A 19,716-nucleotide genomic window follows, 5' to 3' on the forward strand; every position below is an offset into this window, starting at 1 on the left:
CCATCGACGAAAGAAGGACGACTGCTGTGAGTGTGCCCGCCGACCATCTGTCCGACCATCGAGAGCCGGAGGAACGCATCGGTTTTCATACCAGCGTGGATGTTCGCTGGTCGGACATGGACGTGTACCAGCACATCAACCATGCCCGCATGGTGACGTTGCTGGAGGAGGCGCGGATACCGTGGCTTCTCGTCGACGGACGACCGACGGCGAACCTGCGGCACGGCGCGGTCATCGCGGATCTGCACGTGAAGTACCGCGGTCAGCTTCGACACGAGGACGGCCCCCTGGACGTCTTCATGTGGATCGACAAGGTGCGGGCCGTGGATTTCGTGGCCGGTTACGAGGTGCGCGCCAGCGGTGCGTCGCTGGACACTCCGGCGGCCATCATCGCGTCGACTCAGATTGCAGCATTCGACATCGACACTCAGAAGCTGCGACGCCTCACCGCTGAAGAGCGCGAGTATCTCGAGAGCTGGCAGCGTGTTTGAGCGTGTACTCACCATTCCGGACCCGGTCGAACGGGAGAATCTGACTGCGTTCCTCGGCAAGGCGCTGCGCCTCGACGAAGCTGCGGTGGTGCGCTTGAGGACGCGTACCGACGGGCGGCTGTCGGCCTGGGCATCGACGGGTTTCGACGCGCTCGCCGTGCGGGTCGTCGCCGGATCGATCGTTCCGGACGACACCTCGGCGGCAGCCGATCAGCTGATCGCGGCTCTCGGGTCGGCCGTCGACGGCAGAGTCGACCCGGGCTTCTCGATGGATTCGGCATGGAAGGGCGCGTTGCCTCCCGACCAGGGATTCGAGCATGTCGACGACGTACCTGCTCGGGTCTTGATCGACCTCGCTCAGCGCGGTGCTGCGCTGGCGAAGGAGCACGGGAGCAGCCACGGTCCGCCGGTGTCGCTGCTCGATCAGCAGGTCCTGCACGTCGACGGTGCCGCGGGCGGAGTGTCGGTCACGATGAGAACGGTGTTCGCCCTCACGGCAATGGGTTTCGTGCCGCACACGGGGGAGGACCCGCTCAAGGCCAACGTCGACCTCGCGCGCATCGACTCGAACGAGATCGTGCGCGTGCGCGCCACCAAGGTGTGGCTACGCCTCGACGCGCGCTACGGCTCGGTCTTCTGCCGCCGAGAGAACGCGCTCTCCCTCACGGTGGAGCGCTGAAACGGCTCTAGACCAACCACGCTGCGGCGTCGGCGGGAAGTTGCCCGTCGACGAGAGGCGCGCTGGACATCAGGACCTCGCCCGGCGGGAGGGGGATCGGAACGTCGGTCGCGTTGAGGGCGCAGATCAGCCCGCCCGGTCGTCGGAACGCAAGGCATCCGGGTGGGCTGCCGTACCAATCCACTCCGGTTCCGGCGAATTCCGGCCGCAGTGCGCGGAGTTCGAAGGCCGACCGGTACAGGCTCAGCATGGAGTCGACGTCTTCGAGCTGTTCTTCCACCGTGAGCGACGACCATTCCGTGGGCATCGGCAGCCAGGTCGCCGGGGACGAACTGAACGCGAACGGCGGCTCGGTTCCTTCCCACGGGAGGGGAACACGGCATCCGTCTCGGCCACGCTCGGTGTGGCCGGAGCGCTCCCACACCGGGTCCTGCAAGGATTCGTCGGGCAGGTCGACGTTGGGAAGGCCCAGTTCGGCGCCGTTGTAGACGAACACCGTTCCTGGCAGCGCCAATTCGAGCAGAATCATCGCCCTGGCGCGGGCTGTGCCGCGGGTGCCTCCGCCGTAGCGAGTGACTTCGCGGACGACGTCGTGGTTGGACAGCGTCCACGTCGGGGTGCCGTCGACGAGGGCCACCGCGTCCAACGAGTTGGACACTGCGTTTCGAATGGCTGCTGCGTCGAACTCGGCTTCGGCCAGGCGGAAGTTGAAGCCGAGGTGCAGCTCGTCGGGGCGAATGTATTCACTGAACCTGACGTTGTCCTGCACCCAGATTTCACCGACCGTCGTCGAGCCCGGGTATTCGTCCATGATCTTTCGGATACCACGGTGTATCTCGTGCACGGCCGGATTGTTGAACCGTGGATCGGTGTCGTCGTTCTTCATGAGCTCGTTCGTTTCCAGGCTCATGTTCGGAAGGCCTTCGGGCTTGGCCATTCCGTGTGCGACGTCGATCCGGAAGCCGTCGACTCCCCGGTCCAACCAGAAGCGCAGCGTCGTGGCCAAGTCCTCGGAAACCTCGGGGTTGGTCCAGTCGAGATCGGGTTGTTCGGCCGCGAAGATGTGCAGATACCACTGTCCCGGCGTTCCGTCGGCTTCGCGAATGCGGGTCCATGCGGGGCCGCCGAAGATACTCGGCCAGTTGTTCGGCGGCTCGGAGCCGCCGGGTCCCTTGCCGTCGCGGAAGATGTAGCGGGCTCGTTCCGGACTTCCGGGAGCCGAGTCGAGCGCTGCGACGAACCACGGATGTCGGTCGCTCGTGTGGTTGGGCACCAGGTCCATGGTGACCTTGATGTCGCGCGCGTGTGCCTCTTCGATCAGCGAATCCATCACCGCGAGGTCACCGAACAGGGGGTCGATAGCTCTCGGGTCGGACACGTCGTACCCGTGGTCCGCCATCGGTGACTTCATGATCGGGCTCAGCCAGATCGCGTCGATTCCGAGTAGTTCGAGGTAGCCGAGCTTGTCCCGAACGCCGCCGAGATCACCGACGCCGTCGCCGTTGGAATCGGCGAACGAACGCGGGTAGATCTGATAGAAGATCGCGTCCTTCCACCACGGTTCGGGCTGAGGTTCGAGTCGATCGGTCACAACGGTCAAGTCTGCCAAACGCGGACGCTCGACCTCGATCAGGGACCGGGTTGATCTTCGTCACCTCGTAGGGCTGGGGGCTCACGACCGGCCAAGATGCGGGCTCACGCCCGGGCGGACATGCGAGCGACGCCCGGGAAGGCATACCGTTTCCCCGGTTTCTCTCCCGAAAACAGCCGCTTTGTCCGATTGATGAGGTACCGTACCCGTCGAACCGGAACGAGGAGCACGAGGAATCACATGGCCGAGCAGTCGATCGAAGCAGTCCGTTTGAGTGAAGTGCTTCTGCAGGACAGTCCCATCGATCCGGACTGGATCCTCGAGGGCGAACCGCGCGCCCGCGTGGCCGAGTGGTCACGCAGCATCGACGGGACGACCACCACCAACGTGTGGGACTGCACGGCCGGTCGCTTCCGCTGGTACTTCTCGGTCGACGAGATCGTGCACATCATGGACGGCTCGGTGACGGTCTCGTCCGACGACCATCCTGAACGCACGCTGGTGGCCGGCGATGCGGCGCTGTTCCGCGCCGGCACCTGGTCCGAGTGGCACGTCCAGGACTACGTCCGCAAGCACGCAATTCTTCGCCAGCATCTTCCCGGCTCGCTCCTGCTCGCCCTGAAGTTCGCCGGCAACGTGCGTGGCGCACTCCGACGGGCGAAGGGACTCGGGCGCAGCGCCGCCCAGCCGACGACCGCGCAGCGCGAGGGATCTGCGCCTCGTCTGTGAGGACCGGTTCCTAGAACGACGAGTTGACCATGGAGTTGGCTGCCATCTCCATGTAGTCGACCAACTGTGCCCGGTGCGTGGCGTCGAGGACGGAATCGTCTATCGACGCGATGGCAGTGTGCATGCACCGCAGCCATGCGTCCCGCTCGATCGGGCCGATGTGGAACGGCGAGTGCCGCATGCGGAGGCGAGGGTGCCCGCGTTCGTCCGAGTAGGTGCGCGGTCCTCCCCAGTACTGTTCGAGAAACATTCGCATGCGTCGCTCCGCAGGCCCCAGGTCTTCCTCGGGGTAGAGCGGTCGCACGACGTCGTCCTTCGCCACTTCCTCGTAGAACTTGGCCGTCAGCTTGTAGAACGTGTCCGCACCACCGACCGCGTCGTAGAAGGTCTGTTGCGGTTCGGTCATCGGTGCTTCTCTCCAGTCGTTCGAGGTCGGGCGGGGTGCGGCCGGGTGGTGCCTACTTTGCCAGGTCGACGATCGCGCCGGCCGGTCGGCCTTGCGGGTACGGGGCCTGAATTCCGGCGTCGTCGAAGGCCTGGAGAATCTCGCGGTGGAGCCGTCGCTGCACCGCCCACTGCATCCCGGGCCTGGTCTTGACGGTGATGCGGATGGTGACCGTGTCGGCGCTCACGGCGTTGACGCCGAGCATCTCGGGATCCCCGAGCAAATCCTCCGCGAACGCCCCCGATTCGACGACGTCGAGCGTCGCCTTCTCGGCCACCTCGCAGGCCTCGTCGAGATTGGCAGTGTGCGCGACGGGCAGGTCGAGAACCGCCACCGCGAAACCTTGACTCATGTTTCCCACGCGAAGGACCTCGCCGTTGCGGCAGTACCAGACGGTGCCGTTGACGTCGCGGATCGTCGTCACGCGCAGTCCGACGCTTTCGACCGTGCCCACTGCTTCGCCGAGATCGACGACATCACCGACGCCGTACTGGTCTTCGAGCAGCATGAAGATTCCGGAGAGGAAGTCGCGGACGAGATTCTGCGCACCGAAGCCGAGCGCCACTCCGACGATGCCCGCGGAGGCGATGAACGGGGTGACGTTCACTCCGACCACGTCGAGCACAGACAGTACGAACCACGTCAGAATGACGACGGACACGCCGGACTTGAGGACCGAGCCGATGGTCTTGGCGCGTTGGCGACGGCGTTCGGAGAGGATCGAGCTCTGCAGCGTCGACGGTGCACGCTCGCGCAGTGGTCGAAGAAGCGCAGGCGCCTTGTCCGACGCCGATCCGCTGCGACTGGTGAAACGGTCGATCAGTTTGTGCAGTACGAGTCGGAGGACCACCGCGAGCGCAAGGTAGCCGAGAACCTGTAAAGGTCTGTCCACCAGCCAGTCTCGACCGGTTTCGGTCAGTTCGAAGGCACGTGTGTCGAGAGACGAGCCCGTCAGGTAGGTCGATGAGTTCGATTCGAATACAGACACTTGCAGAGTCTACGGAAGGCGCGGATTCTCGCCACCGTGCTGGTAGCGGACCTGCTCGTTGGCTGTGAGTTCACCGATCGGTCATCACCGCGATCCGGAAAAGGGGTGTGCAGACCCGGCGTTTTCGTGTTCCACTGTGACACGTGTTCCGCGCAAGCCATGCGCGGACGCCGACGCTTTTGGGAGAACCGAAGTGAAGAACAAGCAACACCGACACCGACAACTCCCGCCCATCGATGTCCATGACACCGCAGACCAGCGGGAACGGATATCGGGGGCGTCTCCACTACATGTCGTTTCTCCTGGCGAGACGGTGTCTCCCAGCGACAACATGGTTCCTGCCTGGGTCAAGCGCCGAGTGCTGCTTCTGAACGCCACTTTCGAGCCCTTGACCGCGCTGCCGATGCGTCGCGCAGTGGTACTGCTTGTGTGCAACAAGGCCGACGTCGTCCACGACGACCCCTCCGGTCCATACATTCGATCCGCCGACTTCTCCGTTCAAGTGCCCTCGGTTATTCGTCTGAGGACGTTCGTTCGAGTGCCGTACCGGGCTCGCGTGCCGATGACGAGGGCTGCGCTGATGCACAGAGATCGTTTCCGGTGCGCGTACTGCGGCGCCAAAGCGGAAACCGTGGACCACGTCATCCCGCGGAGTCGTGGGGGCGAGCACTCGTGGGAGAACTGCGTTGCGTGCTGCGCCTCGTGCAACCATCGCAAAGCAGACAAAATGCTCAGTGAGCTGGGATGGACTCTGCGCGCGCAACTCGTTCCACCGAAGGGGCCGCACTGGCGTTTGCTCGCCAGCAACAAGGAACTCGATCCGTCCTGGTTGGCGTACCTGGGTGAGGGCGCGGCGTAGCGGCCGGTCTCGAATCGATCCGACCGGCCCCGCTGTCGCTTCGGGGTGAAAAGTCGACTAATCTCACACCCTGTGAGCATTCTCGAGACGATCCTGATCTTCGGGGTGATTCCGGCTGCGATCATCGGAATCATCGGAGCGTTGTCCTACGTGGGGGAAAGGCAGCCGGGTCTGGACATCACCCCGTACCGGTTGACCGACGAATGGACACGTGAACCAATTCTGTGGAGCGCGACCGACGAGGTGACACCGCACGGTGGCGGCCACGGCGATTCGCATGCATCCGCTGCAGATTCGATCGGAGGGTCGGCAAGTGGCAAGTGGTGAACTGGTCAAGAGTGACATCGACGCGGAGGACCTGCCCTACGGCTCGGCTCTGACGTCCAGCGGACGCGTGTCGGGTGCTCACGAGTTCGGAACGGCCAGCCCGGCGCACCTTCCGTTCGCCACGCAGGACCTCGTGTCCCTCGACGTCGCACTGACCGAGGCGACCCGGGCGACGCAGATTCGCTTCAACGTCTACCTCGGAGACCTGGGTGAGGACGTCGCCGCAGGTGCAGACGCGGTCTTCCCCGGAACACCGGACGCAATTCGTTCCGTGCTGATCGCCGTGGACCCGAACCACAAGGGCATCGAGATCCGCACCGGACGCCGTGTCTCGGATCGCGCGACCGACCGGGTGGCGCAGCTCGGCATCACTGCCGCAACGGGGCCGTTCCGTGACGGCAACCTCATCGACGGACTGGTCAGCGCGGTTCGTGTCATGGCCGCCGCCATCGTGAGCCCGTAGCCGTATCGAATCGACACGAAGAAGGCGCCGCCCGAAACCCCGGGCGGCGCCTTCTTCTTGTTTCCAGCGCGGTGCTTACGTCACGTCGAACTCGCGGGCCGCGAGCGAGCGCACGATGCCCGCGCGTCCCTCGATCACCAGACGCCGCAGCGCGGGAGGCAGATCCTTCTCCAAGAACGCATCCGCAGCCGCGACCGAGTCCGCACTGATCGACCAGGAGGGGTACAGCCCGACCACCACGGTCTGCGCGACCTCGCTGGACCGCCTCGACCACACGCCCTCGATCGAGTCGAAGTACCGCGACACGTACGGCTCGAGGAGCTCGCCCTGTCCCGGTCCGGCGAACCCACCGATGATCGATCGCGCGGTGATGTTGGGGACGGAATCGTCGTCGACGACCGTCGTCCATGCGTGTTCCTTGACCTCGCTGCTCGGCCGAACGGCACGCGCAGCGGCTGCCGAACGAGCTCCGGCCGCAGTGTTGTCGCGGGCGGCCTCGGCGTCGATCTCGGGCGACTCGATGCCGTCGCTGTCGATCGCACCTGCTGCAGCGAGCGCCGACACCAGACGCCAACGCAGGTCGGTATCCACCTCGAGACCGCCGAGCTCCTGGCCGTCGACGTCGCCGTCCAGGAGGCCGCGCAACACCGCGACATGCCTGTCGGACAAGGCCGAACCGGTCAGCGAGTTGACGAACGCCAGCTGGTGGTCCGAGCCTGCGTCGGCGGCGCGCGCGAGCTCGAGGAGCGTGTCCGCGAACTCGGGCTGACCGTGCTCCTGCGCCCACTGCGGCTCGGCGTAGCTCGTGATGGCCGTCTGCGCCTGGAGGAGCAGACGCTGCACGACGCCGACCTCCGTCTCCGCACCGATACCGCGCTGAACGAGCGCGACGAAATCGCGTGCACGCATCTCGGCCTGGCGAGTCATCTCCCACGCGGCCGACCACGCAAGGGTGCGGGGGAGTGATTCCGCGATGTCGCCGATACGGGCGAGCAGAACGTCGAGAGACTCCGGATCGAGACGCACGGCGCAGTAGGTGAGGTCGTCGTCGTTGACGAGAACAAGCTTGCCCCGCGACACACCCACCAGTGACGGAACGTCGGTGCTGTCCGACGCCTCCAGGTCGATCTCGACACGCTCGGTACGCACCAGCTTGCCGTCGTCTCCGTCGTCGTAGATGCCGATTGCGATCCGGTGCACTCGATGCTCGCCTGCGCCGGGTGCTGCGCCGCTCTGCTTCACCGCGAAGCGGGTGAACTTGCCGTCTGCGTCGACGTCGAAGTCAGGGCTCAGGGTGTTGAGTCCGGTCGTGCGGAGCCATTGGCTGCCCCAATCCGACAGGTCCCGACCGGACGACCGCTCCAGTGCGGTGAGGAGGTCGGAGAACGTGGCGTTGCCGAAGGCGTGGTCGACGAAGTACGCACGCAGGCCGGCGAGGAAATCCTCCTTGCCGACATAAGCGACGAGTTGCTTCAGAACGCTCGCACCCTTGGCGTACGTGATGCCGTCGAAGTTGACCTCGACCGCGGCCAGATCGGGAATGTCGGCTGCGATGGGGTGTGTCGACGGCAGCTGATCCTGCCGGTAGGCCCACGACTTCTCGACGTTGGCGAACGTGGTCCATGCGTTGGTGTACTCGGTGGCCTCGGATTGGCACAGGACCGATGCGAACGTCGCGAACGACTCGTTGAGCCACAGGTCGTCCCACCACGTCATCGTCACGAGGTCGCCGAACCACATGTGCGCCATCTCGTGCAGAACCGTTTCGGCGCGGCGCTCGTAGGAGTATCGGGTGACCTTGGAGCGGAAGACGTAGTCCTCCAGGAAGGTGACGGCGCCCGCGTTCTCCATTGCGCCCGCGTTGAACTCGGGCACGAACAACTGGTCGTACTTGCCGAACGCGTAGGGGGTGCCGAAGTTGGCGTGGTAGAAACCGAATCCCTGCTTGGTCTCGGTGAACAACCTCTCGTGATCCATGTGCTCGGCAAGCGATGCGCGGCAGTAGATTCCGAGCGGGATGGTGCCGTGCTCGTCGGTGTAGGAATCCGTCCACTCCGCGTACGGGCCGGCGATCAGCGCCACCAGATACGTGCTCATCAGTGGGGTGGTGTCGAAAACGTGTTCTCCGGCAGCGGGTTCCGCGGCATGCGCAGCGTTGGAGATGACCGTCCAGCTGTCCGGAGCGGTGACCTTCAGATCGAATGTCGCCTTCAGATCCGGCTGGTCGAAGCAGGCGAACATCCGCTTGGCATCCGCCGTCTCGAACTGAGAGTAGAGATACACCGAGCCGTCGGACGGGTCGACGAACCGGTGCAGACCCTCACCGGTGTGGGAATAGACACAGTCTGCGACGACGACGAGTTCGTTGTCCTCGGCGAGGTCGTCGAGCGCTATCCCCGTCTCCTCGTCGTAGCCCGAAACGTCGAGGTCCACCCCGTTCAGAGTGGCGGATCTGATGCCGTCGGCGACGATGTCGACGAACGTCGATGCGCCCGCCTGTGCCGCGAACGCAATGGTCGTCGTCGACAGGAACGTCTTCTCACTGGGATTGCCGGACCCGTCGGTGAGGTCCAGGACGATCGAATAGGTGGAATTGCCGAGCACGGTCGACCGTGCGGCAGCTTGATCGCGTGTCAGGTTGGGAGCAACCACGTCAGTCATGCACCTTCTCGAGTAGGGATCGTGTGATGACACCATCCCATCACGGCGCGGGTCGGGCATGCTTGCGTAGGGACGCGGCGCGGAATTGTTCTGCCGCATCCTGGGTTGTTCTCGGTCGACACCCACTCGTATCTCGACACGAAGGAGCTTCACGTGAGCGGCAGCGGACAGAAGGACACCGCCGATTTCTGGTTCGACCCCCTGTGCCCATGGTGTTGGATCACGTCGCGGTGGATTCTGGAGGTCGAGAAGGTCCGCGACATCGACGTCAACTTCCACGTCATGTCGCTCGCAGTCCTCAACGAGGGCCGCGACCTCCCCGAGCAGTACGCCGAGATGATGAAGACGGCATGGGGACCCGTGCGAGTCGCCATCACCGCGGCCCAGGAGAAGGGCGACGAAATCCTGTCGCCGCTCTACACGGCACTCGGTACCCGTATCCACAACGGAGGCAACAAGAATTTCCCCGAGGTGATCGAGCAGTCCCTCGCGGAACTGGGTCTGCCTGCTGAGTTGGCGAAGGCAGCCGACAGCACCGAGTACGACGAAGCGCTGCGCACCAGCCACCACGCGGGCATGGACAAGGTCGGTCCCGACGTCGGAACGCCCACGATTCACGTCAACGGTGTCGCGTTCTTCGGGCCCGTCCTCTCCCGCATCCCGCGCGGCGAGGAAGCCGGAAAGCTGTGGGACGCCTCGGTCATCTTCGCGTCGTATCCGCACTTCTTCGAGCTCAAGCGCACCCGTCACGAAGACCCCGAGTTCGACTGACCCCAGGTGAGCGGAAATGTCGGTCAGGTCTTACTGCTCGAGTTCAGGACATGCATTTTCGCTCACAGCGGGTCAGGCAACGATGCGATCGACGCCGTCGGACGTACCGAAGTATCGGTGCTTCCCACGGCTGAAACGCCACGCGGACCAGGCAGCCGCGGCGGCGTCGAGCGCGTCGTCGGCTGCGGGCTCGACCGGCAGTGATGCCATGGCGTCGTGTACGGACACCGGATCGAGCCACGTGGACAGTGCGCTCAGACGCTGGCCGACGCCACGCGCGGACTTCTTCGACACGAACGACGTATCCGGTGCCATGTGCCGAAACGAGCATTCCGGGTGCACTTCCACCACCCGCTCGGGGTCGAAGGACACGTCCTGCCACTGCCGGACCGAGGACATCAGATACCAGGTCTGTTTGCTGATCGCCTTGCCGGTGATTCGTCTGGACACTGCGCACGCTTCCTCGTAGGTCGTCGTGTCGAGAACAGCGCGTACCGGTGTATGGAAGATCGACGATCGCGCCCGCCCGAGAAAACTCTTCGCTTCCAGCTCACTGGTCCGGTACCCGCTCTCGGGCAACGACAACGGCATGTCGACCCCGACGACGTCGCACCGACGTGTCGCGACCAGCACCGCCTGCACGTCGGGCTCGACGGACATCTGCAGATCCTGGCCGTCGAACAGTGCCACAACCCACTTGCCTTTGGCGCCGTCGACTCCGGCGACCGTTTTTCGTCCCTGAAATCCCACCTGTCAGACTCTATGCATGCGCGTATACCTGGGTGCGGACCATGCCGGCCTCGAATTCAAGAACCAGATCATCGAACACCTCACCGCGACCGGGCACGAGCCCGTCGACTGCGGCGCTTTCGAATACGACGCCGTCGACGACTACCCGGCCTTCTGCATCGACGCGGCACGACGGGTCGTCGCCGATCCAGGTAGCCGCGGCCTCGTCCTCGGAGGCTCCGGCAACGGCGAGCAGATCGCGGCCAACAAGGTCCCCGGTGCCCGGTGCGCACTCGCGTGGAGCGTCGAGACCGCGCAGCTCGCGCGCGAGCACAACGATGCTCAGCTGATCGGTATAGGCGGACGCATGCACACCCTTCCGGAGGCTCTCGCGATAGTCGATGCCTTCCTCGGAACCCCGTTCTCCGGCGAGGAGCGGCACCAGCGTCGTATCGACATTCTGTCGGAGTACGAGCGGAGCGGCGACGCACCCGACGTCCCGGGCGGACAGAAGTTCGACGGCTCCTGATCGATGCCCGAAGGGCATACGCTGCACCGCCTCGCGCGGCTGCATCAGCGTAGATTCGCCGGCGCGCCCGTCGAGGTGAGCAGCCCGCAAGGGCGGTTCACCTCGGGGGCCGCGTTGGTCGACGGCCTGGTGCTCGTGAGGGCCGAGGCCTGGGGCAAGCACTTGCTGCATCGCTACGAGTCGGACCTGATCGTGCACATCCACCTCGGTCTGTACGGAAAGTTCACCGATCAGACGCTGCCGATGAAGGAACCGGTCGGTGCCGTTCGATTGAGGATGGTGGGCGAGGCTTTCGGTACCGATCTGCGCGGGCCGACAGCCTGTGAAATCTATACGGAGCAGCAGGTCGACGCTCTGCTGAGTCGACTCGGTCCGGATCCGATCCGGAAGGACGCCGATCCCGATCGAGCGTGGGATCGCATCTCCAGATCGAGGACGCCGATCGGCACACTTCTGATGGATCAGAAGGTCCTCGCCGGAGTCGGCAACGTGTACCGAGCGGAGATCCTGTACCGGCACGAGATCAACCCGATGCGTCCGGGTAAGGACATGGATCGAAGTGAATGGGACGCGATCTGGTTGGACCTGGTCGACCTGATGAAGATCGGTGTACGACGCGGCAGGATCATCACGATCCGACCAGAGGACGACCACGGAGATTCCGGTTACGCTCCGAAACGACCCCGCACCTACGTGTATCGCAGGGCGGGGCGTCCGTGTCGAATCTGTGGAGCCGAGATTCTGCATTCGGTGATGCAGGCGCGAAATCTGTTCTGGTGCCCTGTCTGTCAGGCGAGCTAGACGGTCAGGCGAGCAAGACGGTAGGGCGAGCGAGCCGGGACGTCAGAAGTCGAACCCGCCGTCGAACATTCCGCCGCCGTCCCCGCCGAACGAATCTCCACCGAACGAGTCGCCGCCGCCGTCCATGGCGCCGTACTCCTCGCCACCGGCGTCACCCGAGTCGCCGAACTCGCCGTTGTCGGCGCCGCCGCCTTCCGAACCGTCACCGGCTCCGCTCGCGAACTCCTGTTCGCCGTAGCCGACTCCTGCCATTCCCGAGAACATCGCCGAGAACAGGAACATCGATCCGACGCCCCAGGCGCCCGCGACGAGGGCGGGGCGCCACCACGGCTCGGAGTACCAGCCGGCCGGCACGGGACGGCCGGCGACCTTGCCGCCGGGGTAGTAGTTGGGCGTGCGGTCCGACGGATTGGGCGAGGCCTCGACGTTGCGGCCCTCGAACTCGACCTTGCGGTCCTCGGTGACCTGACCCGCGGACTTCTGGCCGTCGATGCCCTGAATTTCCGGACCGGGGTCCATGCCCATCGCGATCCGCGCCGCGCGGATGTAGTACAGACCTTCCAGCGCAGTCTGCTTGGCCAGCCGTGCCTGCTCGACCGTCTTGGCCTGGTCGATCTGCGATCCGGCCGCGATGTTGCGCTCCGACGCGTCGGCGAGTGCCTGCTTGGACGCGGTGTCGCTGCCGATCAGGTTGTAGACCTGCCCGCCGAGCCGCTCGATGGACTGGCGAGCATCTGCCTTGGCGTCCTCCAGTGTGCTGGCCGACTTCGCCGCCGCGTTCTTCTGACTGCGGACGACCAGGAACACGACTGCTGCGACGATGACGACGACGAGTAAGAGAGCTTCCACTGTTACCGCTTCCTTGTGGGAATTTTTCAGGCACGTGCCCGATCGCCTCAGGACAAATCGGACACTTTTCACGATACGCGTGCCGATCGATGCGCGGGCGTACCGTCCGACGTGCTTCGATCGAGACTATGACCCCCGAACGTCAGTTGGAAGTGCTGGAACTCGAATGCTCGAGGATGGGGGCGGTGTCGCTGGACGACGTCAGCGCCGACGTCCCGACCATGCCGGACTGGACCGTCGAGAAGTTGATTCGACACGTCACGTTCGTCCATCGAATGGCGAGGTCCGCGTTGGATGCGCCTGCCGACGGCGGAATGGCGAATGTGCTTGCTGCGGTGGAGAAGCCCGAACGCGGACCTCGGGTAGTGGACGAGTACCGCGAGTCCGCCTCCCTCGCGCTCGACGCCTACCGCGACGCGCCGCTCGATCGCGCCGTCCCGACGTGGGCGGGCCCGGGCACCGCCGACTACTGGATTCGGCGCCAGTTGCACGAAATCGTCGTGCATCGATTCGATGCGCAGAACGGAATTCACATCCGCGGGGGAGCAGAGCCCGATCCACTCGATCCCGAGAGCGCGGCCGACGGAGTAGTCGAATGGGCCGAGGACTTCCTGACAAGGGTTCCGCTGGAACAACTTCCACAACTCGCGGGCCGCACCGTCCATCTGCATACCGTCGACGACACTGCCATGGAACTGTTCCTCGACTTCGGCGGTGACCGGGTGACGGTCACGCACGAGCACCGCAAAGGCGACGTCGCCCTGCGCGGTTCGGCAGAGAATCTGATGCTCGCAGTGTGGCGCAGGCGCCCGCTGAATGTGCTCGACGTCGTCGGCGACCGGTCGGTGGCAGAGGCGCTGTACGACGGTGTTCGGCTGTAGAGATTTCGGTGCCGGCGCGCCCGTCGGTGACATTCCAGCGAAGGGGAGCGAACACGAAAAAGCCCGCCGATCGCAGTGCGATCGGCGGGCTATTTCTGGAGCCGATGACGAGAATCGAACTCGCGTAGCCTGTTTGGAAGACAGGGGCTCTACCATTGAGCTACATCGGCGTGCATGCGACGTTGATGGGATCGCCATCGGCGCCGCTTGCGATTCGAAACTCTACATAACCTCGGATCGAGAATACAAATTGCCTGCATGTAGAGTCTGTCGAGACGGATGCGGTGGCCCGCCCACGGGTACCGCTGGTGTCTGCTGTTCAATGGAGCCTGTAAGTTGATCGGCGGGCGGCTTGAACAGCGTCGGTAAGACGGGGTGTGGCGCAGCTTGGTAGCGCATCCGCTTTGGGAGCGGAGGGTCGCAGGTTCAATTCCTGTCACCCCGACAAAGATGAGACCGGGTCCTCGAAGGGGCCCGGTTTCGCCGAGTGGTTCACTTCGCCGCTGGTTCGCCGTCGCACTTGGTCGCGGTATGTCAGCGAGTGACGGTGAATCGGACCGACAGCACAGCACGACCACCAGAAGGAGCATGTCCCGTGAAGAGCACCGTCGAGCAGCTCAGCCCGACGCGAGTCCGTATCAACGTTGAGGTGCCCTTCGAGGAGCTCAAGCCTGATTTCGACCGCGCCTACAAGGCACTTGCCCAGCAGATCCGCCTCCCCGGATTCCGTCCGGGCAAGGCTCCGGCCAAGCTTCTCGAAGCACGGGTCGGTCGTGGCGCAGTGCTCGAGCAGGTCGTCAACGACGCTCTCCCCGCCCGGTACTCCGAGGCCGTCAGCGCCGAGCAGATCAAGGTCATCGGCCAGCCGGACATCGAGATCACCAAGATCGAGGACGGCGACGAGCTGACGTTCACCGCCGAGGTCGACATTCGTCCGGAGATTGCGCTGCCCGACTACTCGACCATCTCGGTCGAGGTCGATCCGCTCGAGATCACCGACGAGGCAGTCGACGAGCAGCTCCAGTCCCTGCGTCAGCGCTTCGGCACCCTCACCGGTGTCGATCGCCCGGTCCAGTCCGGTGACTTCGTGTCCATCGATCTGTCCGCGACCGTCGACGGCGAGACCGTGGAGGAGGCGTCGGCCAACGGCCTGTCGCACGAGGTCGGTTCGGGTCAGCTCATCGAAGGCCTCGACGACGCCATCGTCGGTGTGTCGGTCGACGAGTCCAAGGACTTCACCTCCACGCTGGTCGCGGGCGACTACGCGGGCAAGGAAGCAGTCGTCACCGTCAAGGTGGTCTCGGTCAAGGAGCGCGAGCTTCCCGAGGCCGACGACGAGTTCGCGCAGCTTGCCAGCGAATTCGACACTCTCGACGAGCTCCTCGCCGACCTGAAGACGCGCGTCGAGCGGGTCAAGAAGGTCGAGCAGGCCGGTCAGATCCGCGACAAGGTTCTCGAGACGCTTCTCGAGACCGTCGAGGTCCCGGCTCCCGAGGCCGTCGTCAAGGCCGAGGTCGACAACCAGGTGCACGAGGCCATTCACGGTCTCGACCACGACGAGGCCAAGCTTGCCGAGCTGCTCGAGTCGCAGGGTTCGAGTCGCGAGGAGTTCGACAAGGACGTCAAGGAAGCGGCCGAGAAGTCGGTTCGCACCCAGCTGCTGCTCGATGCCATCGCCGAAGCGGAAGGCACGCAGGTCGGCCAGGACGAGCTGACCGAGCGGATCATCTTCCAGGCGCAGCGCTACGGCATCTCGCCGGAAGAGTTCATCCAGCAGGTCCAGCAGGCCAACCAGCTCGGTGCAGTCTTCGCCGACGTGCGTCGCGGCAAGGCGCTCGCATCCGTCGTCGACCGCGTGAACGTCACCGACACCACTGGTGCTTCGGTCGACACCTCCGAGCTTTTCGGTAGCCCCGCAGACGCAGAAGAGCCTGCAGCAGGCGATTCTGCCGAGGGTGAACAAGAGAAGTAACGCTGACAGCGAACGACGGCGGTTCCGGGACTCCGGGGCCGCCGTCTTTCGTTAGTGTCTGTATCAGGAACCAACGATCAGTATGGAAAAGGCAGGTACCGTGACTGTTCAGAATCCGGCGGCTTCGCACCAGCAGAGTCCCGTCATGACTTCGGCCGCTTCCGGCCTGAATCTCAGCGACTCGGTGTACGAGCGTCTGCTTCAGAATCGCATCATCTTCCTCGGTACTCAGGTCGACGATGACATTGCGAACAAGCTCTGCGCACAGATCCTCCTGCTGTCGGCGGAGGACCCCACACGCGACATCTCGCTCTACATCAACTCGCCCGGTGGTTCGGTGACCGCAGGTATGGCGATCTTCGACACGATGGAATTCGCCGAGTGCGACGTGGCCACCTACGGAATGGGTCTCGCCGCGTCGATGGGTCAGTTCCTGTTGTCGGCAGGCGCCAAGGGCAAGCGCTACGCACTCCCGCACGCGCGGATCATGATGCACCAGCCGTCCGCCGGTATCGGTGGTAGTGCCAGCGACATCGCGATCATGGCCGAGCAGTTCGCTCACACCAAGCGCGAAATGGCGGAGCTGATCGCGCTGCACACCGGACAGACCGTCGAGCAGATCACCGAGGACTCCGATCGTGACCGCTGGTTCACGGCCGCAGCAGCGAAGGAATACGGCTTCGTGGACCACGTCGTCTCGCGCGCACGGCAGGCAGGCGGAGTCGGCGAGTAGATCGCCCTTCGAACTCCGTCCCTCGAAACCTCACTTCTTGGAGAAACGATGACCAACTTGTTCGATCCCACTCAGATGCCGTCCTCGCGGTACATCCTGCCGTCCTTCGTCGAGCACTCCAGCTACGGCGTCAAGGAGTCCAACCCGTACAACAAGCTGTTCGAGGAACGCATCATCTTCCTCGGCGTTCAGGTCGACGACGCGTCCGCGAACGACATCATGGCTCAGCTGCTCGTGCTCGAGGGCCTCGACCCCGACCGCGACATCACGATGTACATCAACTCGCCCGGTGGATCGTTCACCTCGCTGATGGCGATCTACGACACGATGCAGTACGTGCGTGCCGACGTCGCGACGGTGTGCCTCGGTCAGGCCGCCTCCGCGGCAGCAGTGCTGCTCGCAGCGGGAACGCCGGGCAAGCGCGCAGCTCTCCCGAACGCTCGCGTTCTGATCCACCAGCCGGCCAGCGGTGGAATTCAGGGCCAGGTGTCCGACCTCGAGATCCAGGCGGCCGAGATCGAGCGCATGCGTCGCTTGATGGAGACCACGCTCGGACGCCACACCGGCAAGGACCCCGATGTCATTCGCAAGGACACCGACCGCGACAAGATTCTGACCGCCGAGCAGGCGAAGGAATACGGAATCATCGACACGGTGTTCGAGTACCGCAAGTTGTCCGCACAGAAGTAGCGGCAGCGGGTATCTTCGCAGGACGCGGCACGGAGGCCGGGGGTCGAGTCGATCTCGGCCTCCGGTACTCGTCGAGCGGGGGCCGAGGTAACGCTTCGAGGCCATCGAGGCGACAAATGGACAGTGCTGCGGTGGGTCGGTAGCGCTGTGGTGAGAGTCGGTTCCCGAGTTCCGCGAGAATTCGGACGACGAATCACCGGAAACAACTCGCCCTGATCTCCGGATCACGGGTACGGTCGCATCAGGGCTCAGGCGCTGTCGATCGAGAAGTTGCTCACGGTCGGGTCGGCATCCGTTGGGTGTCGCACGGCCAGACGCGGACAAGGAAGTAGGAACCTCGAACATGGCACGCATCGGTGACGGTGGCGATCTGCTGAAATGCTCGTTCTGCGGAAAGAGCCAAAAGCAGGTCAAGAAGCTCATCGCAGGTCCTGGGGTGTACATCTGCGACGAGTGCATCGACCTGTGCAACGAGATCATCGAGGAGGAGCTCGCGGAGTCGAGCGAGGTCAAGCTCGACGACCTGCCCAAGCCCTCCGAGATCCGTGACTTTCTCGAGAACTACGTGATCGGACAGGACACGGCCAAGCGCACGCTTGCTGTGGCCGTCTACAACCACTACAAGCGCATCCAGGCCGGAGACAAAGCGCGCGACGGCCGCGGCGAGAGCGTCGAACTGGCGAAGTCGAACATTCTGATGCTCGGCCCCACCGGGTGCGGCAAGACCTATCTCGCCCAGACGCTGGCGAAGATGCTCAACGTCCCGTTCGCGATCGCCGACGCCACCGCGTTGACGGAGGCAGGGTACGTCGGTGAAGACGTCGAGAACATCCTGCTGAAGCTCATCCAGGCCGCCGACTACGACGTCAAGCGCGCCGAGACGGGCATCATCTACATCGACGAGGTCGACAAGATCGCCCGCAAGAGCGAGAACCCGTCCATCACCCGCGACGTGTCCGGCGAGGGTGTTCAGCAGGCGCTGCTGAAGATTCTCGAGGGTACGCAGGCAAGCGTCCCGCCCCAGGGTGGCCGCAAGCACCCCCATCAGGAATTCATTCAGATCGACACCACCAATGTGCTCTTCATCGTGGCCGGCGCTTTCGCTGGGTTGGAGAAGATCGTGTCGGATCGTGTCGGCAAGCGTGGACTCGGCTTCGGCGCCGAGGTCCGCTCGAAGGCAGAGATCGACACGCAGGATCACTTCGCCGAGGTGATGCCGGAGGATCTGATCAAGTTCGGGTTGATCCCGGAGTTCATCGGACGCCTCCCCGTCGTGGCGTCGGTGACCAACCTGGACAAGGACTCGCTCGTCACCATCCTGTCCGAGCCGAAGAACGCTCTGGTCAAGCAGTACAGCCGCTTGTTCGACATGGACAACGTGGAGTTGGAGTTCACGAAGGACGCACTCGAAGCCATAGCGGACCAGGCGATCCTGCGCGGCACCGGTGCTCGTGGCCTGCGCGCCATCCTCGAAGAGGTGCTCAACCCCGTGATGTTCGACATCCCGAGCCGTGACGACGTGGCGAAGGTCGTCGTCACGTCCGAGACAGTGAACGATAACGTGCTCCCGACTATCGTTCCGCGCAAGCCGGAACGTCCCGAGCGCCGCGACAAGTCCGCGTAGCGCGGAACAAGCGACAGACGAGAAAGGCCCGGTCGAATCCGACCGGGCCTTCTTCGTGAATTCTGTCGCTCAGCCGATCATGAACGCGTGCGCGTCGGGATATGCGTCGAGCAGGGCGTGGCGCTCGGCCACCTCGGGATCGTGTCCTGGAACCACCAGGCTCGGAGAATCCGCGAGTTCGTTGATTCGGTCGAACGCGTAGTACATGCCTGGAATGTCGTGAAGGATCGCGAACGGTGAGTCGTTCTCGATGTTCTCGTAGAAGTGGCTCGCGTCCGAGGCGACGACAGCGTATCCGTCGGCTGTCTTGACGCGCACCACCTGCATTCCGGCCGTGTGACCACCGACGCGGTGTACGGATATGCCCGGTAGGAGCTCCGCGTCACCGTCGACGAGTTGCAGCCGGTCGCCGACCGAACGCAGGTGTGCAACATCCTTTTCCGAGTTCAGCCACTGTTCGCGAACGATCCGACGTGCCCATGGGCCGGTCCAGTACTCGAGCTCGTCGGCTTGAAGGACGTATCGTGCCTCGGGGAGGTCCGCGACGATTCCGGTGTGGTCGTAGTGCAGGTGCGTGAGGATCGACAGGTCGATCCGATCGGCGGCAATGCCCAGTGCTGCAACGAGTTCCAGCGGCGAACCGTGGTAGTTCAGGCCGTCCATCCCTGCGGCGGTCTCGGGCGAGATTCCGGCATCGATGAGGATCGTGTGCGATGCGGAGACGGCCAGCCACACGTAGTACGCCGTCGGGTGTGGTTCCTGCCCTCGCCCGTCGCAGTAGTGGAAATGTTGCTCGCGTGTACCGGTTCGCGATGCGTACTGCACCGCGTAGAGACGGAAGTGCTCGTCCGACGACGGCCGGATCGCGGCCGCCGTCGGGGAGGTGTGGTGGAAGCTCGTCATG

Annotated in this window: 21 protein-coding genes and 2 tRNA genes; 15 read left to right on the forward strand and 8 right to left on the reverse strand. The window is 64.3% G+C overall.

The window, feature by feature from the left end; all coding sequences use genetic code 11:
- The first annotated feature begins 26 nt into the window (after positions 1-26).
- Entirely contained in the window at positions 27-491 is a 465-nt protein-coding gene (locus CH292_RS18415) for a thioesterase family protein (RefSeq protein ID WP_094655417.1), read from the forward strand.
- Positions 484-1,170: a hypothetical protein gene (locus CH292_RS18420; protein ID WP_094655418.1), complete on the forward strand. Its 687-nt coding sequence runs from the start codon at positions 484-486 to the stop codon at positions 1,168-1,170. Before CH292_RS18415 ends, CH292_RS18420 begins: the two co-directional genes overlap by 8 nt.
- Positions 1,171-1,177: 7 nt before the next feature.
- On the opposite strand, the gene CH292_RS18425 is transcribed toward CH292_RS18420, so the two are convergent.
- Complete coding sequence (locus CH292_RS18425; protein WP_094655419.1) at positions 1,178-2,761, reverse strand: alpha-amylase family glycosyl hydrolase; 1,584 nt, start codon at positions 2,759-2,761, stop codon at positions 1,178-1,180.
- A gap of 240 nt (positions 2,762-3,001) precedes the next feature.
- On the opposite strand from CH292_RS18425, the gene CH292_RS18430 reads away from it, so the two are divergent.
- Positions 3,002-3,490, forward strand: coding sequence for a cupin domain-containing protein (locus CH292_RS18430; RefSeq protein WP_019664764.1), 489 nt, complete (start codon positions 3,002-3,004; stop codon positions 3,488-3,490).
- 10 nt (positions 3,491-3,500) lie between these two features.
- Here CH292_RS18430 and CH292_RS18435 read toward each other — a convergent pair whose 3' ends face one another.
- Positions 3,501-3,896, reverse strand: a complete 396-nt coding sequence (locus tag CH292_RS18435; protein ID WP_094626408.1) for a globin — start codon at positions 3,894-3,896, stop codon at positions 3,501-3,503.
- A 52-nt stretch (positions 3,897-3,948) separates the two neighbouring features.
- On the reverse strand, positions 3,949-4,923 hold the full coding sequence (locus CH292_RS18440; protein ID WP_020111686.1) for a mechanosensitive ion channel family protein: 975 nt from the start codon (positions 4,921-4,923) through the stop codon (positions 3,949-3,951).
- 331 nt (positions 4,924-5,254) lie between these two features.
- On the opposite strand from CH292_RS18440, the gene CH292_RS18445 reads away from it, so the two are divergent.
- From CH292_RS18445 to CH292_RS18455, 3 genes are all read left to right on the forward strand, one after another.
- Complete coding sequence (locus CH292_RS18445) at positions 5,255-5,782, forward strand: HNH endonuclease (protein WP_020111685.1); 528 nt, start codon at positions 5,255-5,257, stop codon at positions 5,780-5,782.
- Between the two features lie 72 nt (positions 5,783-5,854).
- Positions 5,855-6,109, forward strand: a complete 255-nt coding sequence (locus tag CH292_RS18450; protein ID WP_019664760.1) for a hypothetical protein — start codon at positions 5,855-5,857, stop codon at positions 6,107-6,109.
- The gene (locus CH292_RS18455; protein WP_019664759.1) at positions 6,096-6,572 is read left to right on the forward strand and encodes a DUF5130 family protein; all 477 of its coding nucleotides are present in this window, start codon (positions 6,096-6,098) and stop codon (positions 6,570-6,572) included. Before CH292_RS18450 ends, CH292_RS18455 begins: the two co-directional genes overlap by 14 nt.
- Positions 6,573-6,647: 75 nt before the next feature.
- On the opposite strand, the gene pepN is transcribed toward CH292_RS18455, so the two are convergent.
- A complete protein-coding gene (gene pepN / locus CH292_RS18460; RefSeq protein ID WP_094655546.1) occupies positions 6,648-9,224 on the reverse strand; it encodes an aminopeptidase N in 2,577 nt (858 codons plus the stop codon).
- A 162-nt stretch (positions 9,225-9,386) separates the two neighbouring features.
- Between pepN and CH292_RS18465 the strand changes: the two genes are divergently transcribed.
- Positions 9,387-10,004 (forward strand): DsbA family protein, encoded by a 618-nt coding sequence (locus CH292_RS18465; protein WP_094655547.1) that lies wholly within the window; start codon positions 9,387-9,389, stop codon positions 10,002-10,004.
- 72 nt (positions 10,005-10,076) lie between these two features.
- On the opposite strand, the gene CH292_RS18470 is transcribed toward CH292_RS18465, so the two are convergent.
- Complete coding sequence (locus CH292_RS18470; protein WP_094655420.1) at positions 10,077-10,754, reverse strand: DUF429 domain-containing protein; 678 nt, start codon at positions 10,752-10,754, stop codon at positions 10,077-10,079.
- A 16-nt stretch (positions 10,755-10,770) separates the two neighbouring features.
- Between CH292_RS18470 and CH292_RS18475 the strand changes: the two genes are divergently transcribed.
- A complete protein-coding gene (locus tag CH292_RS18475; protein WP_019664755.1) occupies positions 10,771-11,262 on the forward strand; it encodes a ribose-5-phosphate isomerase in 492 nt (163 codons plus the stop codon).
- A 3-nt stretch (positions 11,263-11,265) separates the two neighbouring features.
- Positions 11,266-12,063, forward strand: a complete 798-nt coding sequence (locus CH292_RS18480) for an Fpg/Nei family DNA glycosylase (protein ID WP_094655421.1) — start codon at positions 11,266-11,268, stop codon at positions 12,061-12,063.
- Positions 12,064-12,105: 42 nt separating this feature from the next.
- Here the strand turns inward: CH292_RS18480 and CH292_RS18485 are convergent, their stop codons facing one another.
- On the reverse strand, positions 12,106-12,912 hold the full coding sequence (locus tag CH292_RS18485; protein ID WP_020111680.1) for a hypothetical protein: 807 nt from the start codon (positions 12,910-12,912) through the stop codon (positions 12,106-12,108).
- 128 nt (positions 12,913-13,040) lie between these two features.
- Between CH292_RS18485 and CH292_RS18490 the strand changes: the two genes are divergently transcribed.
- Positions 13,041-13,793, forward strand: coding sequence for a maleylpyruvate isomerase family mycothiol-dependent enzyme (locus CH292_RS18490; protein WP_019664752.1), 753 nt, complete (start codon positions 13,041-13,043; stop codon positions 13,791-13,793).
- 96 nt (positions 13,794-13,889) lie between these two features.
- Here CH292_RS18490 and CH292_RS18495 read toward each other — a convergent pair.
- Positions 13,890-13,963, reverse strand: a tRNA-Gly gene (locus CH292_RS18495).
- Positions 13,964-14,164: 201 nt separating this feature from the next.
- Between CH292_RS18495 and CH292_RS18500 the strand changes: the two genes are divergently transcribed.
- The 5 genes from CH292_RS18500 to clpX all read left to right on the forward strand — a co-directional run bounded on the left by CH292_RS18500 (position 14,165) and on the right by clpX (position 18,812).
- Positions 14,165-14,238, forward strand: a tRNA-Pro gene (locus tag CH292_RS18500).
- Between the two features lie 150 nt (positions 14,239-14,388).
- Positions 14,389-15,765: a trigger factor gene (tig, locus tag CH292_RS18505; RefSeq protein WP_019664751.1), complete on the forward strand. Its 1,377-nt coding sequence runs from the start codon at positions 14,389-14,391 to the stop codon at positions 15,763-15,765.
- Positions 15,766-15,847: 82 nt separating this feature from the next.
- Entirely contained in the window at positions 15,848-16,498 is a 651-nt protein-coding gene (locus CH292_RS18510; protein ID WP_019664750.1) for an ATP-dependent Clp protease proteolytic subunit, read from the forward strand.
- A 48-nt stretch (positions 16,499-16,546) separates the two neighbouring features.
- Positions 16,547-17,188 (forward strand): ATP-dependent Clp protease proteolytic subunit, encoded by a 642-nt coding sequence (locus CH292_RS18515; RefSeq protein ID WP_019664749.1) that lies wholly within the window; start codon positions 16,547-16,549, stop codon positions 17,186-17,188.
- Positions 17,189-17,531: 343 nt separating this feature from the next.
- On the forward strand, positions 17,532-18,812 hold the full coding sequence (gene clpX / locus CH292_RS18520) for an ATP-dependent Clp protease ATP-binding subunit ClpX (RefSeq protein ID WP_026347736.1): 1,281 nt from the start codon (positions 17,532-17,534) through the stop codon (positions 18,810-18,812).
- A gap of 69 nt (positions 18,813-18,881) precedes the next feature.
- On the opposite strand, the gene CH292_RS18525 is transcribed toward clpX, so the two are convergent.
- Complete coding sequence (locus CH292_RS18525; RefSeq protein ID WP_094626415.1) at positions 18,882-19,715, reverse strand: N-acyl homoserine lactonase family protein; 834 nt, start codon at positions 19,713-19,715, stop codon at positions 18,882-18,884.
- Between the last annotated feature and the right edge of the window lies 1 nt (position 19,716).

This window comes from Rhodococcus sp. 14-2470-1a (assembly GCF_002259425.1).
Lineage (GTDB): Bacteria > Actinomycetota > Actinomycetes > Mycobacteriales > Mycobacteriaceae > Rhodococcoides > Rhodococcoides fascians_E.

Excerpts from the sequence above, each read along its gene's own strand:
- clpX (WP_026347736.1), top strand. The coding sequence starts at position 17,532 with ATGGCACGCATCGGTGACGGTGGCGATCTGCTGAAATGCTCGTTCTGC.
- CH292_RS18475 (WP_019664755.1), top strand. The coding sequence starts at position 10,771 with ATGCGCGTATACCTGGGTGCGGACCATGCCGGCCTCGAATTCAAGAAC.
- CH292_RS18435 (WP_094626408.1), bottom strand. The coding sequence starts at position 3,896 with ATGACCGAACCGCAACAGACCTTCTACGACGCGGTCGGTGGTGCGGAC.
- CH292_RS18515 (WP_019664749.1), top strand. The coding sequence starts at position 16,547 with ATGACCAACTTGTTCGATCCCACTCAGATGCCGTCCTCGCGGTACATC.
- CH292_RS18445 (WP_020111685.1), top strand. The coding sequence starts at position 5,255 with ATGGTTCCTGCCTGGGTCAAGCGCCGAGTGCTGCTTCTGAACGCCACT.
- CH292_RS18525 (WP_094626415.1), bottom strand. The coding sequence starts at position 19,715 with ATGACGAGCTTCCACCACACCTCCCCGACGGCGGCCGCGATCCGGCCG.
- CH292_RS18510 (WP_019664750.1), top strand. The coding sequence starts at position 15,848 with ATGGAAAAGGCAGGTACCGTGACTGTTCAGAATCCGGCGGCTTCGCAC.
- CH292_RS18480 (WP_094655421.1), top strand. The coding sequence starts at position 11,266 with ATGCCCGAAGGGCATACGCTGCACCGCCTCGCGCGGCTGCATCAGCGT.
- CH292_RS18490 (WP_019664752.1), top strand. The coding sequence starts at position 13,041 with ATGACCCCCGAACGTCAGTTGGAAGTGCTGGAACTCGAATGCTCGAGG.
- CH292_RS18430 (WP_019664764.1), top strand. The coding sequence starts at position 3,002 with ATGGCCGAGCAGTCGATCGAAGCAGTCCGTTTGAGTGAAGTGCTTCTG.